Origin of the sequence: Paenibacillus sp. UNC451MF (assembly GCF_000686845.1) — a bacterium.
GTDB lineage: Bacteria > Bacillota > Bacilli > Paenibacillales > NBRC-103111 > Paenibacillus_S.
In genome coordinates, this window is the sequence record NZ_JMLS01000017.1 from 147,098 (window position 1) to 163,599 (window position 16,502).

Sequence of the window (16,502 nt, forward strand, 5' to 3'; positions counted from 1 at the left end):
CGAGAATGCCAACCTTTTCATTATATGGTACCGGAAGGCTAGGTCATCAATTCCCTTAGCGCTTCAGCAAATTTGGAGATACCAGATTTTATTTCTTCGGCATTTGCTCTTGCATACGTGAACCGAACGAAACCCGGGTCTGAACCATACACGCTGCCAGGTACAAAAACGACGCCCTTTTTGATCGCTTCTTCCAGCAGTTTAGCATCGGGAACTACGTGCAACAGCTTGCACCACAAATGCAACCCGCCCTGAGGCGCAGTGAAGGTAACCAAATCCGGCAGCTCCTTCCGCAGAGATTCGATCAGTAGATCCCGTTTGAACTGCAATTGGATTTGCAGACGATCCAAATGAGGTCTAAAGTAAGACGATTTGATGAATTGGGCGGCTACCTGCTGCGGAATGACGCTTAGACCAAAGTCCATTTGCTGTCTGGCATCAGCGAGTCTCTCCACAATTGATCGCGGTGCTACCATCCAGCCGATCCGTAGACCGGAAGCGGCAATTTTGGAAAATGAACCGATATAAAGAATGGAACCGTTCGAATCCATCGATTTGAGCGGCATGGGTACTTTACCCTCGTAAGCCGTTAAGCTAAAAGGATCATCCTCCACAATTGGAAGTCCTAATTCGCTTGCGACGTCAAACAATTGTTTTCGCCGTTCCAAACTGATTACGGTACCAGTCGGGTTTTGAAAATTCGGGTTCAAGAACACCATCTTGATACGATGCTTTTTGTATAAAGAGCGAATGTCGTCCGGACACACTCCGTGCTCGTCAACAGGCAGCCGGAACAGACGCAGACCAGCGGATTGAAACATGGGCAATGAGTAGCAGTAAGAAGGATCTTCTATTGCAACGGCATCTCCTGGAGACAATAAACATTGCGTAATTAAATACAAAGACTGCTGGGAGCCGGATGTTATCAAAATGGATGATTCGGATGCTTGTATACCCCGATATGTATCCAAATAGGATACCAGTGCTTCTCTTAGCGGAACATAGCCTTGTGGGTTGTCATAGCCCAAATAAGATGTGTAACGATGTTCACTCATCAGTGCAGCAATTTCGTTGACGGGAGCTAAATCCGGTGATAGTTCGCCGCTGGCAAAATCTATCAAAGAAGGCTGCTGAGTCAGCGCTTCTCGAATCCTGCGCAAAAAGGGCAGATTGGGCAGAAAGCTGCCACCCTCGGCGTATCGACTCCAGTTAGGCGTATGCTTCGGCATAGCTCCCCATTTGGTTCTGCTTACACGCGTTCCGCTGCCTGCCCGGCTTTCAATGATCCCCATTGATCGAAGCTCGCCAAATGCCAAAATGACGGTGCTTCGGTTGACACCCAGTTGTTCCGCAAGTTTTCGTTCGGAGGGAAGCAAGCTGCCCGGGGGGAATTCACCGTAGGAAATTTTTTGTTCCAGGTGGTCTGCAATTTGTTCATAAAGAGGTTTGCTGCTTTGTCGATCGGGTTTCCACATGATTTCATCACCCTTTGTTCGTAAATAAAACGTAGCTGTGATGTTTATCATACCATTCATCTTTAATAGGTATGAACATGGTTTTCATCGTAACGTTGACAATTGTTTATCTATTTTTTGAACTTGGATGGTTCAAGAATGAATCAATTGGCTGGTCCGATTTCTTCTCCTTTTGGATGGTTTAATTGCTGCTCATTTCATTTATCATAGTAATCAAATAGGATTTATTTTGGGTTCATTGCCAAATTTTATACGGTGAGGTGTATTGAGATGAGAAAAAATCATTTAAAAGTAGCTGTTGTTCAATCCGCTCCCATATTGTTCAATAAACAATCTGCTTTGGACAAGATTGCTTCCATGACGAAGGAAGCTACCCATCAAGGGGCAGAACTGATCGTATTTCCTGAAGTCTTTTTGCCAGGCTATCCACGAGGACTGAGTTTTGGAACACGAGTCGGAAGCCGCACCGCAGACGGGAGAAAAGATTGGGAACGTTATTGGGCAAGCGCTATCGAAATACCGGGAGCCGAAACCCGGACTCTTGGTGAACTGGCAAAGGAGCTTGGGGTTTATCTGGTTATTGGCGTTGTAGAGCGGGATCAAGAATTTAGTACCGGCACGTTATTTAATTCGATTGTTTACATCGGCCCGGATGGGGAGCTTCTGGGCAAGCATCGAAAGCTAGTTCCTACAGGCTCCGAACGACTTCTATGGGGACAAGGGGATGGTAGTACGCTGAGTGTCTTCAATACGCCTTTCGGTAAAATTGGCGGATTGATTTGCTGGGAAAATTATATGCCACTAGCGAGAACGGCCATGTACGCACAAGGAATCGATATTTATATTGCGCCTACAGCGGACGCTCGCGATACTTGGCAAGCTACCATACGGCATATTGCTTGTGAAGGCCGCTGCTTTGTCATTTCCTGCAATCAGTATGTAACCAAGGCGTCTTATCCCACGGACTTGGCATGTTATGAAGACATTAAGGAAGATGCCGACATCCTCAGCAGAGGGGGAAGCGCCATTGTCGGCCCGCTTGGCGACTACATCGTTGAGCCGCTCTATAATGAGGAAGGGATTTTAATCGCAACATTAGATCTTAGTGAGATCATCCAAAGCCGTTTCGATTTTGATGTTGTTGGGCATTACAGTCGCCCGGATATATTTCAATTGGTCATTAACGATAATAAACAAGAGATTGTTCGGTCAAAAAAGCTGTAGATCCTTTACATTATATTATGTGACACGGCCTTGTGGTCGTGTTTTTTTTCTTTCCGTTCAAGAATGTAGGGGAGAAGGTTCATGCAGTTCATGTATCATCCAGGAATGGATTGTCCAGGGTGATGTTTTTGCCTATTTTTTTTACAATTTGAATACAATTCTTATGATGGTGCGTAGTACATGGTGGAATATATTTATAATTACCCAATATAGTCAAAAAACAACAATATGATAACTTTTTTTGGTAAAATAGACAGGGTAGGTGCTTTTAGCAGAATTTGTCTAATTCAAGAGGATCCTGGAATGATTAGCTGCGTAGTACCCATAGGAGGTGAATACATTTGAATATTACAAAATACATAAAGCTAATGGGACTAATTATCAGTGTGGTCGTTGTGAATATCTTAGTCCTTTCTCCTGGATTTATTGGAGTAAAGATAGGTGGCAGCCCTCTCGAAACTGCAGTTGGAGTAACTGTATTATTTGCAAGTGTGCTTGTGCTGCTCTACGGGAGTTATGCATTGCTATTTAAAACGCCCGCAGCGTTACCCGTAAAACAGATCAAAACATATGAGGACTATGTAGAGGCTTTGACTCACTACAGAAAAGTAAAAGTGTTGGAGTCAGACATCACTCTTGCGTTAAGGCAGCTGGAACGAATTAGAAAAAAGAAAGACACCTTATTAGAAATCCTAAATCAGAGATTTGAATCCACGGAGTTAAGTTACATAAAGTTTACTTCCGTGACTCAAGAGGTAGAAAAGCTATTTTATCTTAATTTAAGAAGTGTTCTGAACAGGCTTCATGTTTTTGATGAGGCAGAGTATGAAAGTGTCATCGTTCAGAAATCAACACAATTATCCCCAAAGATTCTTCAAGAGAGAACTATAGTTTATAACGAGTATATGAATTTCATCAAAAATTCTCTTTCTACGAACGAAGAAATCTTATTAAAGCTAGATAAGCTGATATTGGAAATATCTCGGCTAGATAGCTTGGAGCCTGGGGATATTGAAGCGATGCCTTGTATGCAGGAGATAGACTCCTTAATTAAACAAACAAAACATTACAAACAGTAAGAGGTGCTAAGAATGCAAAAAAGAAGTAAATTTTTTCTGGTTTCAGGAATTATGGTTGTATTCGTATTTATCATGGTATATGCAGGAGTAAGTCTAACTTCAAATTTTGGAAAATCAAAAGCACAAATTACTTCTGAAGATGCAGCAAAGAAATTAAGAAAGCTTTACTCTGATGTTTCCGTTGCAACCGAGACACCCGTGAAGGGGCAAATAGACCTTAACCCGATAGATGTCGCGGCATCCTTGCCTGATATTTCCAAGTTCCCTATAACCGTAAACAACACGACGGATAATTTTGTTGAAATTTTCTCGTCTACTGAGAAGTCAGGGACTGGCGTTGACGGTTGGTTGACTGAGGTAGCAACGGAGTTTAACAAAGCCAATATCATGGTAAACGGCAAATCTGCTTCCGTAAAAATTCGCAATATTGCTTCCGGCACTGCTGCTGATTATATTAAATCCGGTAAATATGTTCCAGACGCTTTTACCCCTTCAAATGAATTGTGGGGAGAAATGGTCAAGGCCAGCGGGGTCAAGACGCAGCTCGTATCCAAGCGTCTCACAGGTAACGTTCCTGGAATTGTTATAACTAAGTCTAAATATGATGCTATAGTGGGCAAATATGGTTCGGTGAATGTAAAAACCGTTACGGATGCTATTGCGAATAACGAACTTGCCATGGGTTATACCGATCCCTTTGCCAGTTCCACTGGGTTGAATTTTCTTGTAACCGCGCTCAGCACGTTCGACAGTTCGAATATTTTGAGTGATAAAGCGGTTCAAGGATTTGAAAAATTTCAATCTAACGTACCATTTATTGCATCTACAACCATACAGATGAGGGACGCGGCTAAGTCTGGTGCACTTGATGGATTTGTTTTGGAATACCAGACGTATGTCAATACAGCCGACTTGAAATCTGGCTTTGTCTTTACCCCATTTGGTGTAAGGCATGACAGTCCATTATATGCATTGGGCGATCTTTCGCAAAACAAATCAGAAATTCTCTCTAAATTCTCGGAATTCGTAACGCAGGATAAATATCAAAAGGCGGCACAACAAAAAGGCTTTAACAGTCTAGAGGAGTACAAATCCGAACTCGCACCCGTCGATGGTAACCTTCTGTCATCTGCGCAAAAGGTTTGGAAAGAAAAGAAAGACGGTAGCAAGCCCCTTGCAGCGGTTTTTGTAACGGATGTTTCGGGCAGCATGGCGGGAACGCCTATCAACCGATTGAAGGAATCATTGATAAAAGGTCAAAAATATTTAGGTAAAAGCAATAGCATCGGTCTTGTCTCTTATTCAAGTGGCGTAACCATAAAGCTGCCTATCGGTAAATACGATACTTCCCAGCAGTCTATGTTTGTCGGGGCTGTGAATAGTCTCCAGGCTAGTGGCGGCACGGCCACCTTTGATGCCATTATTGTAGCGTTGAAGATGCTTCAAGATGAGGTAGCTGCCAACCCCGATGTTAAGCCTATCATCTTCGTCCTTAGTGATGGAGAAACAAATGAGGGCCATTCATTAAATGACATTAAAGGGTTAGTCGAGGCTTTCAAGATCCCTATTTACACTGTTGGCTACAACGCAAACATAAAGGCACTTCAAAGTATTTCAAGCATCAATGAAGCAGCAAGTATTAATGCAGATACAGATGATGTGGTCTACAAGCTAGGCAATTTATTTAATGTCCAAATGTAGTGTAACCAAAGGAGGATTGGCATGTCATTTTCTATGGAAGTTGTAAGTACGGAAGTAATTAAAGAAGTGATAGAGCAAGAGGTAAAGCCTGTACCTGAGGAGATAGCAAAGCTGAAGGAGGCAGCGGATGCGAATGTTGCGATCATTATGGCATTAGATCTTGATTCGCTTGATAAGAAGAAAGAAATATTGCAGTCTATTGACACCTATGGCTTGAATACAATGAGAATGTCCTCGAAAAAAAATACAATGCTGCAGGTTTCTGTAGGAAATCTTTCAAAAATTGGCGACGAGGGGGGACCGATAGCAAAGGGTCTTGCCGAGTTGCATACTCAGTTAAAAGATTTGGACCCGAGCGTAGTTGACTTTGCAAAGAGAGGTCTCCTTGGAAAATTGTTCAATCCGTTGCGTGCGTACTTCCTTAAATATGAAAAAGCGGACGTGGTGATAGCGGATATTGTTGTTTCTTTGGAGAAGGGGAAATCGACCCTCAAAAATGACAACACAACCCTTGAAATCGAACAACAGGAAGTCAGGGAATTGACTAAAAAACTTAGAAAAGAAATTCAACTGGGGATGTTAATGGATGAGTCCATTGAAGCGCAAATCGAAGCAGCGAAACTGCGTAACGAGGATCCAGATAAAATCCGTTTCATCACAGAAGAAGTGTTATTTCCTTTGCGTCAGCGCTTAATGGATATGCAGCAAATGTTGGCTGTGAATCAACAGGGCATTATGGCTTTCGAGGTTATAATTCGTAACAATAAAGAGCTCATTCGTGGAGTAGATAGGGCTAATACGGTTACTATTTCTGCTTTGCGAATTGCTGTAACTGTAGCAAGCGCGCTTTACAATCAAGGAATCGTTCTGAAAAAGATCGACCTCTTGAACCAAACGACGAATGATATTATCGCAGGTACGTCAAGGATGTTGAAGGAGCAAGGGGTTGCAATACAAAAACAAGCTATGCAAACTAGTGTTTCGGTAGAGACATTGAAACAGGCCTTTACTGACGTATTGTCTGCTTTCGATTCTATTAGCATGTATAAGCAAGAAGCACTTCCTAAGATGCGTGAAACGATCGATCAATTCCGAACATTGGCGGATGCTGGCGAGAAGCAGATTCTGCGGTTAGAGAAAGGGAATATGTTGGGTCTTTAATCATTAGAAAGAATTAGATCCTGCCAGAATTAGTGCGGTCATGTTCTACTTGGCCGCACTTTTTTCTTTTATCAAACATAAGTTTCTGAGCTTGTTGAAGGAGGATACAACGAATGGAGGACTCTGTAGTAATACAAGCAGAACGGATTGCGGGCTATTTTCTGCTAGAACAAGTGAAAACATCATACCAGATCGTAGGTAAAGGCACCGTAAATAAGGTTTGCGTTGTTGAGACGGAGAGTCGTAAAGTAGTTGTCCGTATGAACGATTCAAGTACATTTCCAAGCTTTATTAAAGAAAAATGGTGTATCGAGCAGGCAGCTGCAGTTGGCATTCCTGGACCTAGGGTGTTGTCCATTGGATTAGTTAATGAAACAGCTTATATGATTCAATCTTTTATTGATGGTGATAACGGGTTAGATAGTACGATTCGCAAGTCCTATGTTTGGAAGCAACTTGGCGAATACGCCAAACTTATTCACTCGATTCAAGTGAAAGGATACGGAGAAAATCTGATTGATCCAGTCCGTGGTGTGTTTCAGTCACCTTCTCATCCGGGATCAGACGGCAGTTGGGAGGGGTATGTGCAGTATAATATCCATAGTTTGACAGAGTATGATCGATTGATTGAGCTTGGAGTAATCACTCAGAAGGAATCGCAGAGAGTGCGAAAACTGTTCGAGAATTTGAAGAAAGAAACATTCCGCTTCGGTTTAAATCATGGAGATATCTCTTTGAAGAATACGATTGTCAGTCAGGCAGGCCAAGTTATATTACTGGATTGGGGCAGTGCAGAAGTAAGTGTGGTACCACATGGTGATATTATCCAAATGATACAGTGCCAAATCCTAAATGAAAGGCCGAATGTTGACGAACTCAAAACATTTTTAGACGGTTACGGGATAAGTGAAAAAGAGCTTACTGCCCTGAAACATTTGCTGCTGTTAAGAGCTTTCGATAAACTCAGGTGGGCTATTGATCGAAGACCTGACCTGGTCGAACCCTTTGCTGCGTTTGCAAAACAAGTCGTTAATAGGATAATGGATTAGAAGTAATTGAAAGCTGTACAGCTCGAATTTAGCAATAGCTCCGCGGCTTGGAATATACCAGGGTTAGCCACTTCGAATAGAAGAAGCAGATTTATTGTCCCCATGGACAACATTGTAAGATCTTGTAATTTAGGTTTTGAACGATTTTTTTAGTGCAAATAAAACTAGATATCACTATAATTATAGTATAAATTTCTTCTACATTGATGTTAGAGAGCGAAGAGAGGAGGAAATTTAGAATGGGCCATGCCTATTTCGATGATGATCTACTGGATTTTTTTGATATATGGATGAAAGACCAAGGCTTTACTTCCCAAACGCAAAAAGCTTATCTTGGCGATACGCGACAGTTTTTAGAATCGATTGCGCCAAAGGCAATAACAGAAATTGAATCCATCGATATTATGCGATTCCTTACTAAAGTACGGCAGCGTGGAGCAGGCGACTCAACAAGGAACCGATATTTATCATCTGTGCGCACATTTTACAACGCCTTAGTAGAGCACAGGTATGTTTCGAATAATCCCGCATTGCATATAAAAAAGTCAAGGATTGAAAAAGAAAAGATGCCTTCCTACCTTGAGGAAAATCTGTTATCCCTTTTTATAGAATCCATCGAAGGCAAATATCAAATTAGAAACGTAGCTATGTTCCTTCTAATGAGTTATGCTGGACTGCGCGTTAGTGAATTGAGTAAAATGAATATTTCAGATTTCAAAAAATCGACCAACGTTTTAGAAGTTAATGGTAAGGGGAGAAAATGGAGGACAATCCCACTTCCGGAGCAGTTGGTTTATATTCTCAATTTAGCGCTCGAAGAACGTATTCAACCTAAAAAGGATACGGAGCAAGCTTTTTTTATTTCTCAGTTTGGTCGGCGGATAACCATTCGAATGATTCAAAAAATTGCTGAAGCCAACTTCTCAGTGCTCAAAAAGAAGTATAGCGAGCTTCAGGGAAAAGCGCTAAGTAGTCACAAGCTAAGGCATACGTTTGCTACTCAGCAGGTAATCGCAGGGACGGATATACGGACTTTACAAGAACTACTTGGGCATTCAAGTATTCAAACTACTCAAATTTATACGCACGTTGGTGATAAGCAAAAACAAGAAGCTATGAACCGAGTCGTACCTTATTTGCCCAAATTCCGCAGTCAAGTTTCACTATAAGCTCTTGGCAATGAGTGGCTAAACAAAGCCGATGAAAAACGATATGCAATTCACGAGATTTCTTCTTGTTCTGGAGAATAAATCGCAAAAAGCCGCCCGTGAAGGCGGCTTTTGCATTTAATGATGCTGTTTAATCCATGTGACGAAGAATTCAGTCATAAGTAACGTGAGAGCAGCGTTTCGTACACACTTTTCGGCCGAAGCCCTACCAGCTTTTCAACGGGTTCTCCGTTGTGGAACACAATGACGGTTGGCATCGACATAATTCCGTACTCGGCAGCTACCTCAGGCGATGCATCACAATCCACTTTCAATAACGATAACCTTTCCCCATACTCGCGGTCTAGCTCTTCGAGAATTGGCAGCAGCACTTTGCACGGAGGACACCAAGAAGCGCCAAATTCGACGAGCGTCACCCCTTGTTCGCGTATCATTCTTCGAAAAGATGTATCATTGTTAACTTTCATGCTCATAGCTCATTCCTCCTTATCGTCAATTTGTCGCTCATCTAAGATGGAGCGGATGCGATCCTCTAAATTCAACTTGATATTTTGCAGCAGATGAATCTGATCATCAATCTCCGCAAGCTTCTGACGGTAAATGGGGAGCACTTCCTGACAGAATGCTTCCTTGTTCTTCAAGACACATTGCAGAAAGCCAGCAATCTGCTCTGTTGACAGCCCGAGGGCCAGATATAACTGAATTGTCCGCACCTGTTCTTCTGTGAGTGGCGAATATTCCCGATATCCGTTACCATGGCGGGCTGGAGTAAGTAGACCCTGCTGCTCGTAATAGCGCAACGATCTAATGCTAACCCCTGTACGGGCTGACAGCTCCCCGATTTTCATACAAAGCACCTCCTTTTCGGACGATACACATTCATTATAAACCCTGACATTAATGTGAGGGTCAAGTGGTTTTATTATAAAAATGCCGGAGACATTAGATCACAATGTGGAAGTCTTTTTGTGGTTCTGCAGATACATTGCAACATAAAAAACTAGTTTACGTCTAGAAGAATAGGGTTAATTAAACAAATATGCCTAAAGGAGGGAAATGGTGAATGATGAACATGGAAAAAAATATCCAAGCAGATATTGCCATTATAGGCGGAGGGGTAGGAGGTTGTTCCGCAGCGCTAGCCGCATGCAGTTTGGGAAAGAAAGTGTACATGACCGAAGAATACGATTGGATTGGCGGTCAGTTGACGAGTCAGGCTGTTCCACCTGATGAGCATAAGTGGATTGAGCAATTCGGCTGTACGCGAAGCTATCGAAAATTTCGCGACCAGGTCAGGAGCTATTACCATCATAACTATCTGTTATCGGAATATGGGCGTTCGGCATACTATTTGAATCCCGGTAACGGCGGAGTAAGCCGGCTATGCGCTGAACCGCGCGTCATGCATGCCGTGCTGCAGCAGATGCTCGCACCATTCATCAACAGCGGGAAACTCACCGTTCATACACGTTGTAAAATAACAAAAGCACATACACAAGGTAACAAGATCCAAGCCGTTTCCGTAAAACACGAAAATGGGGAGACACTGACTGTCCACGCAGCTTATTTTCTTGATGCAACGGAATGCGGGGACGTGCTGCCTCTTGCGGAGGTTGAATACGTAACCGGGGCAGAATCGAGACAAGAAACAAGCGAACCACATGCATTGGAGGGTCCTGCTGATCCTTATGATATCCAAGCATTTACTTACTGCTTCGCCATGGACTATTTCGAAGGTGAAAATCACGTGATTGATAAACCCAAAGATTATGAGTTCTGGCGTACTTTTCAAGCGCCATTCTGGCCAAACCCGCAGCTGAATTGGGTATCACCAGATCCCAAAACGCTGGAACCGACGGAAGAAACTCTTTTTCCCGGTACAGATAAATATCCTTTGTATGTTTATCGTCGTATTGTGGATCAAGCGAATTTTACATCCGGAACGTATCCGTCAGATATTTCGTTAGTCAACTGGGCTCAGAATGATTACTTTCTTGGAAACATCTACGATGTGCCTGAATCACTGGTCGAAAAGCATCTGCACCAAGCGAAACAGTTGAGCTTTTCTTTGTTATACTGGCTGCAGACGGAAGCTCCTCGGCCTGACGGGGGAGTGGGTTACCCGGGACTGAGGCTGCGTCCAGATGTTGTCGGGACTACTGATGGAATGGCTCAGGGGCCGTATATTCGGGAATCGCGCAGGATAAAGGCGGAATTCACGGTATTAGAACAGCATGTAAGTGCTGCAATACGAGACGAGCAGGGGGCAGAAGAGTTCCCAGACAGCGTAGGAATCGGATGTTACAGAATTGATTTGCATCCAACTATGCGGGGACACAATTTCCTGGACATTTCTTCGGTACCTTTTCAGATTCCACTGGGTAGTCTGATTCCCAAACGGGTTACGAACCTACTAGCTGCATGCAAAAATATTGGGACGACCCATATTACGAATGGTTGCTACAGACTTCATCCGGTTGAATGGAATATAGGGGAGTCCGCAGGCTATACAGCAGCATTTTGTTTGAACCAGAGCATGAACCCCAGTGAGGTTCGCGCAAACGCAGAGAAGCTCAAAGAACTTCAAGCTTTACTTACGGCGAATGGGATCGAATTGGCTTGGCCTAAGATAGGAGCTGTGTAACCGATCCTCACTTAGAGTTAACATGATTTACAGTTGCAAGAATCATTATATTCTAATAAAGATCGCTCTCCACCTGGTAAAACAGGGAAATGAGGAGAGCGATCTTTTTCAGCCTTCTTTTGACATAACACCGAACATCATTCGATACTGCAAGGGTGAAAAGCCAAACTGATTTTTAAACTGACGGCTGAAGTAATGAAGCTGGATTCCTACCGTTGAAGCGATGTCCGTAACCGACAAGGAGGTGGAGGTCAGCAGTTTTTTTGCCTTCTCCATCCTTAATTCATGAATGTATTGAACGGGCGACAACCCTAGCATCGATTTGAATAATTGGCTGAAATACTGAGGATTCATGTGAACCAACGATACGAGTTCGTTCATTGTAATCGGCTCTGACAGATGATCCTCTATATATTGTACGACGAGCTCCATCTTCTCGTGAGACAACGCTCCAGCAAGATGTACCTTCTCAATTCCTGATTGTTCGAAAAAGTAATGCAGCAGCTCGAACAGAAGCGCCTTCACTTTCCAGACGGCAATAAGATCAGGACTCCTGAAATAATGGACAAGCTCCTGAAATAGCCTTTTTACTCGCTCCATATCGCTAACTTCTATATAAAACGGTGTTTGTAATACATCCAGTAAACTCAAATCTCCGATGGACGCCGTAAAATGGCAAAAATATTTTAAATACGTATGATCGCTGATGGTCCCATGCCCTTCCCGAATTCCCGAAGGAATCAAATATAATTGCCCAGCTCGGGGACTGAATTCTTGATCGTTGATGCTAAGCCATCCTTCTCCATCCAAAATAAAATAAAATTTATGAAGCTCGGGAACAAAACTCATATTTCCCCAACTGCGCGGAACTCTTACCATACTGGCAGACGTAACCGTCGTTTGCATATTGGACAAATAATGCTTCAAAAGTCGATTGTGATGGATCAGAATCATAATTTCCTCCATATTATGGTAAATTTTTAGGAACTTTAAGTGGTTTATGCAAAGATATTATACAACAGAATCTTTAGAATGGGAGTGAAAGGAGAGGTTTATAAGCTGAAAGGGAGGAAGGGATATGGTTCGATCATTCGGTTTGTTATTAATTGCGGTATGGATTGTATTAACGACTGCAGGTTGCACTCCAACAGAAGGAAGTAACAGTAAGGAGCGGGGAATGGAACAAGAAAGCTCCCTCAAACCCGTCAATTTAAAGGTACTCGGCATTATTACATTCTCCGACGAGCAGTGGGACAACATCTTCGTCAAGCCGATCCAAAAGAAATTTCCTAACGTGACATTGGAGAGATTGAACGAAAAAAATTACAGGGAAAGACTAACATCGGGGTATGTTCCAGACCTGCTCATTACTTCTTATGCTTCTATTCCAGATTTGATCGAACTGAAGGTTGCCGGCGATATCGGACCCATGATGCAAAAATATAAGTTCGATGGTACCAATTTTGATAAGCCTGTTATGGACATGTTCAAAAGCTTCCCTTCATTCCAATTTGCCGGTTTACCAATGTATAAAAACCCTAAGGTAATGTTTTACAACAAAGATATTTTCGATAGGTTTGGCGTTCCTTACCCTACGGATAATATGACCTGGGAGCAAGCAGTAGAGCTTGCCCGCAAATTGACAGTTACTGATGAAGGCATTCCTTACATGGGACTTCAGCCGGGAGGGCTGTCGCATCTTGCAGGACAATTATCTCTTCTGCAAGTCGATCCGAAAACGAATAAAGCTGCGGTTAATTCCGACGATTACCAACGGCTGTTTCAATTTTTGAAGCAGATCCAAACGATTCCAGGTATGGATTTGGGCAAGGCCAACTCGGATGCTTTTTTCAAAAACCGCACGCTTGCGATGTACGATTATTGGACGACGGACGGTTTGATTCCACTAGAGGAAGCTCATAAAACGGGAAATCCGTTGAACTGGGATTTGGTTACTTCGCCAATGTTCGCAGATAAACCTGGAATTCACTCGATGACGGATGTACATGTCATGCTCATGTCTGAGATGAGCGAGCACAAAGATCTGGTGTATCAAATCATGTCCTATATTGCCTCTTCAGAGGAAGTTCAATCCGAGTTCGCCAAAATTGGAAGAGCTCCTGTGTTACGCAGCGATAAAGTATTTCAACACTTCGGAGAAAATTTCGCTAGCGTGAAAGGAAAGAATCTTGAAGCCATCTTTAAGACTGGATTCGCGCCAAGACCCGCACCTTCTGCATATGAAGGATTGGCCAGTAAGCCAGTGAATGATGCGCTGTCCCGAGTCTTATCCGGTAGCGAGGATATCAACACCGCATTGAGGAAAGCTGAGGAGGAAGCCAATAAAAACATTGAAACGGCTGCAACAGCGAAGTAGCGGGATGATGCGAATGACTGCTAGAGAAGGAGTGTAATAACCAAGTGACGCAAAAAGAGAGTGAAGTAAGGAAACAGCGGCTTGTTGATAAAGGAGTTCAAGAACAATCAGACTTCTACTTACTTGCAGTGGAGAGGGAACGGCCCATTGTTACACTTCAGGATATGCCTGAAGATTGGCTTGAACGTTCCGAGCGGAGAGAGTTTACAGCTGTCACAAGACCGGGCGAGTTTTTTGCTCTACAAATCGTGTTATTCGCTAGTAGCTGTTCGTTGCAGCAGGTACAAGCAGACTTCAAGGATTTGGTATCCGGGCATGGACAGCGAATTCCTTCTTCAGGGATCGAATGCTTTGCCTTGGAAGGACAAGATGCCTCAGGTCAATTGTTCAAGAAGGACGTTACTGTCAATCAGGGTGGGGTTCAGTCATTATGGATTGGAATCTCTGTTCCGACAGATGCATCAGCGGACCATTATATCGGTGAATGGACCATTATGGCTGGCAGCAAACGTAAGCAGTTAACCGTTAGGCTTACCGTAGCGGGGGAACCATTGGACGATGCCGGGGATAGCGAACTATGGAGACATTCCCGTTTAAGGTGGCTGAACTCGGATGTGGCCCTGGATGACGATGTTACATTGCCCTATACTCCGGTTACCTTAAAAGGCATGACGGTAGGATGCCTTGGCAGGGAAATGACGTTAGACGAGCATGGATTTCCCGAATCGATTATCAGTCGGTTTAATTACGCGGTGGACGGAATGCTGGAAAAAGGACGGCCTATTCTCGAGGAACGGATACGACTTGTTGTGGAGAGCCAACACGGAGAAGTCGAGTGGAAGAGTAAGGGATTCCAAATCGAACAGCAGACAGACAGCTGCATCGGTTGGATTGCGGAAAGCGACAGTAGAACATGGGAGATGAGTTGTCAGGCTAAGTTGGAGTTCGATGGATTCGTTCAATTCGACGTGACCTTAAGGGCGAAAGAGTCGGTATGCATCAACGATATACGGCTGGATATTCCTTTTGTACCAGAAGTGGCGCGCTATGCGATGGGAATGGGCCATAAGGGAGGATTCCTCCCCGACCAGCTTGATTGGAAATGGGACCCATCCAAGCATCAAAATGCGATATGGATCGGAGACGTCAATGCCGGTCTTCGGTGCCGGCTTCTCGACCCGGATGGACAGAGACCGTTCGTTAATATCTACTACAAGCACCGTCCGATAACGGTCCCGGACAGTTGGCATAATCAAGGTAAAGGAGGCGTTACACTCTTAAGGCAAGAACGCAACGTACTATTCCGCGCTTATAGCGGAGAACGTATTGTCGATAGGGGAGAGGAGCTCCATTTCCAGTTCGATCTGATGATCACACCGCTGAAGACTATCGATATGCTCGGTCATTGGAACAACCGGTATTATCATCGTCTGGAAGGAAAGGCGTTAATGAATACGTGGCAGGCAGCAGCGGAGGCAAGCGGCGCCAATATCATCAATGTTCATCATGGTGCCGAAGCCCATCCTTATATTAACTATCCGTTCCTTGAAGTGGAGAACTTGAAGCAATTCGTTGAGGAAGCTCACGACAAGGACTTGAAGGTTAAGCTGTATTACACCGTTCGGGAAATGTCCGATCATATGGTGGAACTGAAAGCACTCCGAAGCTTGGGTGATGAAATATTTCCACATCCGAACCCAGCAGTAACCACTTCATTGTGGCAGGGGGATGCCGCCGCTTGGGTGCGCGAGCATCTGGGAGATGACGTCATACCGGCATGGAAACATGAATTTAAAGTAGGAAAACATGCCGGGGAAATTGATGCGGCTATTCTTACAGACGGCACTTCGAGGATGGTCAACTACTATCTGGAGGGGCTGAAATGGCTCGCGGAGCAGGTCGGTATTGATGGTATTTATATTGATGATACCGCATATGACCGTATCGCAATGCGTCGTGCCCGCAAAGTTCTGGATCGGGCGAAACCCGGCTCCCTCATCGATTTTCATACATGGAATCATATGAACGAGCGGGCAGGCTTTATCAACAATGCCATTTTGTATATGGAGCTGTTTCCTTATCTGGACAGCTTATGGATTGGAGAAGGCTTTCGCTATAACGAGGTAAGCCCTGAATATTGGCTTGTAGAAATAAGCGGTATCCCATTCGGATTAATGGGAGAAATGCTCGGTCATGGCAATCCGTGGCGCGGGATGGTATACGGCATGCCGAATCGGCTTGGTTGGTTCGGCCAAAGTCCCGAACATCTCTGGAAGCTGTGGGATCACTTCGGTATTCAGGAAGCACAAATGCTCGGTTATTGGCATCCTGATAATCCGGTGCATCCCGAGCGATCCGATGTGCAAGCCACTGTCTACAGTATGCCTGAGCAATTACTCATTGTTCTTGCGAGCTGGGCGGAGGAGCCGATCGAGTGTGGGCTGCAAATCGATTGGGAGAAGCTTGGTTGGAATCGCGAATTGATATCCATCGAAGTGCCGGCGATTCCGGATGTTCAAGAACGATTGACACTGGAATCATTAGACAGGATACCGCTGCAGCCTCAGCAAGGTTTACTTATTGTATTGCGATCAAATAAGAGACAACAGGAGGAGTAACGCTC

13 protein-coding genes are annotated in these 16,502 nt (G+C 44.0%); 9 read left to right on the top strand and 4 right to left on the bottom strand.

Annotated elements, in window-relative coordinates:
* Positions 1–38: 38 nt before the first annotated feature.
* On the bottom strand, positions 39–1,475 hold the full coding sequence (gene pdxR / locus BP97_RS0117770; RefSeq protein ID WP_028550297.1) for a MocR-like pyridoxine biosynthesis transcription factor PdxR: 1,437 nt from the start codon (positions 1,473–1,475) through the stop codon (positions 39–41).
* A gap of 270 nt (positions 1,476–1,745) precedes the next feature.
* Between pdxR and BP97_RS0117775 the strand changes: the two genes are divergently transcribed.
* From BP97_RS0117775 to BP97_RS0117800, 6 genes are all read left to right on the top strand, one after another.
* Positions 1,746–2,699: a carbon-nitrogen hydrolase family protein gene (locus BP97_RS0117775; RefSeq protein WP_028550298.1), complete on the top strand. Its 954-nt coding sequence runs from the start codon at positions 1,746–1,748 to the stop codon at positions 2,697–2,699.
* 341 nt (positions 2,700–3,040) lie between these two features.
* Positions 3,041–3,778: a hypothetical protein gene (locus BP97_RS0117780; RefSeq protein ID WP_028550299.1), complete on the top strand. Its 738-nt coding sequence runs from the start codon at positions 3,041–3,043 to the stop codon at positions 3,776–3,778.
* 12 nt (positions 3,779–3,790) lie between these two features.
* Positions 3,791–5,479 (top strand): vWA domain-containing protein, encoded by a 1,689-nt coding sequence (locus BP97_RS0117785; RefSeq protein ID WP_028550300.1) that lies wholly within the window; start codon positions 3,791–3,793, stop codon positions 5,477–5,479.
* A 21-nt stretch (positions 5,480–5,500) separates the two neighbouring features.
* Positions 5,501–6,640 (top strand): toxic anion resistance protein, encoded by a 1,140-nt coding sequence (locus tag BP97_RS0117790; protein ID WP_028550301.1) that lies wholly within the window; start codon positions 5,501–5,503, stop codon positions 6,638–6,640.
* A gap of 113 nt (positions 6,641–6,753) precedes the next feature.
* Positions 6,754–7,689, top strand: coding sequence for an aminoglycoside phosphotransferase family protein (locus BP97_RS0117795; RefSeq protein ID WP_028550302.1), 936 nt, complete (start codon positions 6,754–6,756; stop codon positions 7,687–7,689).
* 239 nt (positions 7,690–7,928) lie between these two features.
* On the top strand, positions 7,929–8,858 hold the full coding sequence (locus BP97_RS0117800; protein WP_028550303.1) for a tyrosine-type recombinase/integrase: 930 nt from the start codon (positions 7,929–7,931) through the stop codon (positions 8,856–8,858).
* A gap of 155 nt (positions 8,859–9,013) precedes the next feature.
* Here BP97_RS0117800 and BP97_RS0117805 read toward each other — a convergent pair whose 3' ends face one another.
* Positions 9,014–9,331 (bottom strand): thioredoxin family protein, encoded by a 318-nt coding sequence (locus tag BP97_RS0117805; RefSeq protein WP_028550304.1) that lies wholly within the window; start codon positions 9,329–9,331, stop codon positions 9,014–9,016.
* 3 nt (positions 9,332–9,334) lie between these two features.
* Positions 9,335–9,706: a MerR family transcriptional regulator gene (locus tag BP97_RS0117810; RefSeq protein ID WP_028550305.1), complete on the bottom strand. Its 372-nt coding sequence runs from the start codon at positions 9,704–9,706 to the stop codon at positions 9,335–9,337.
* A gap of 224 nt (positions 9,707–9,930) precedes the next feature.
* Here BP97_RS0117810 and BP97_RS0117815 point away from each other — a divergent pair, with 224 nt between their 5' ends.
* Positions 9,931–11,502, top strand: coding sequence for an FAD-dependent oxidoreductase (locus BP97_RS0117815; RefSeq protein ID WP_028550306.1), 1,572 nt, complete (start codon positions 9,931–9,933; stop codon positions 11,500–11,502).
* Positions 11,503–11,610: 108 nt separating this feature from the next.
* Here BP97_RS0117815 and BP97_RS0117820 read toward each other — a convergent pair whose 3' ends face one another.
* Entirely contained in the window at positions 11,611–12,456 is an 846-nt protein-coding gene (locus BP97_RS0117820) for an AraC family transcriptional regulator (RefSeq protein ID WP_036746114.1), read from the bottom strand.
* A gap of 124 nt (positions 12,457–12,580) precedes the next feature.
* Here BP97_RS0117820 and BP97_RS0117825 point away from each other — a divergent pair, with 124 nt between their 5' ends.
* Both BP97_RS0117825 and BP97_RS36760 read left to right on the top strand, forming a co-directional pair.
* Positions 12,581–13,879: an ABC transporter substrate-binding protein gene (locus tag BP97_RS0117825; protein ID WP_028550308.1), complete on the top strand. Its 1,299-nt coding sequence runs from the start codon at positions 12,581–12,583 to the stop codon at positions 13,877–13,879.
* A gap of 44 nt (positions 13,880–13,923) precedes the next feature.
* Entirely contained in the window at positions 13,924–16,497 is a 2,574-nt protein-coding gene (locus BP97_RS36760) for a glycoside hydrolase domain-containing protein (protein ID WP_051620703.1), read from the top strand.
* Positions 16,498–16,502: the final 5 nt, after the last annotated feature.

Coding starts and splice junctions, on each gene's coding strand:
- pdxR (WP_028550297.1), bottom strand. CDS start 1,475: ATGTGGAAACCCGATCGACAAAGCAGCAAACCTCTTTATGAACAAATT.
- BP97_RS0117775 (WP_028550298.1), top strand. CDS start 1,746: ATGAGAAAAAATCATTTAAAAGTAGCTGTTGTTCAATCCGCTCCCATA.
- BP97_RS0117785 (WP_028550300.1), top strand. CDS start 3,791: ATGCAAAAAAGAAGTAAATTTTTTCTGGTTTCAGGAATTATGGTTGTA.
- BP97_RS0117790 (WP_028550301.1), top strand. CDS start 5,501: ATGTCATTTTCTATGGAAGTTGTAAGTACGGAAGTAATTAAAGAAGTG.
- BP97_RS0117795 (WP_028550302.1), top strand. CDS start 6,754: ATGGAGGACTCTGTAGTAATACAAGCAGAACGGATTGCGGGCTATTTT.
- BP97_RS0117800 (WP_028550303.1), top strand. CDS start 7,929: ATGGGCCATGCCTATTTCGATGATGATCTACTGGATTTTTTTGATATA.
- BP97_RS0117805 (WP_028550304.1), bottom strand. CDS start 9,331: ATGAGCATGAAAGTTAACAATGATACATCTTTTCGAAGAATGATACGC.
- BP97_RS0117810 (WP_028550305.1), bottom strand. CDS start 9,706: ATGAAAATCGGGGAGCTGTCAGCCCGTACAGGGGTTAGCATTAGATCG.
- BP97_RS0117815 (WP_028550306.1), top strand. CDS start 9,931: ATGGAAAAAAATATCCAAGCAGATATTGCCATTATAGGCGGAGGGGTA.
- BP97_RS0117820 (WP_036746114.1), bottom strand. CDS start 12,456: ATGATTCTGATCCATCACAATCGACTTTTGAAGCATTATTTGTCCAAT.
- BP97_RS0117825 (WP_028550308.1), top strand. CDS start 12,581: ATGGTTCGATCATTCGGTTTGTTATTAATTGCGGTATGGATTGTATTA.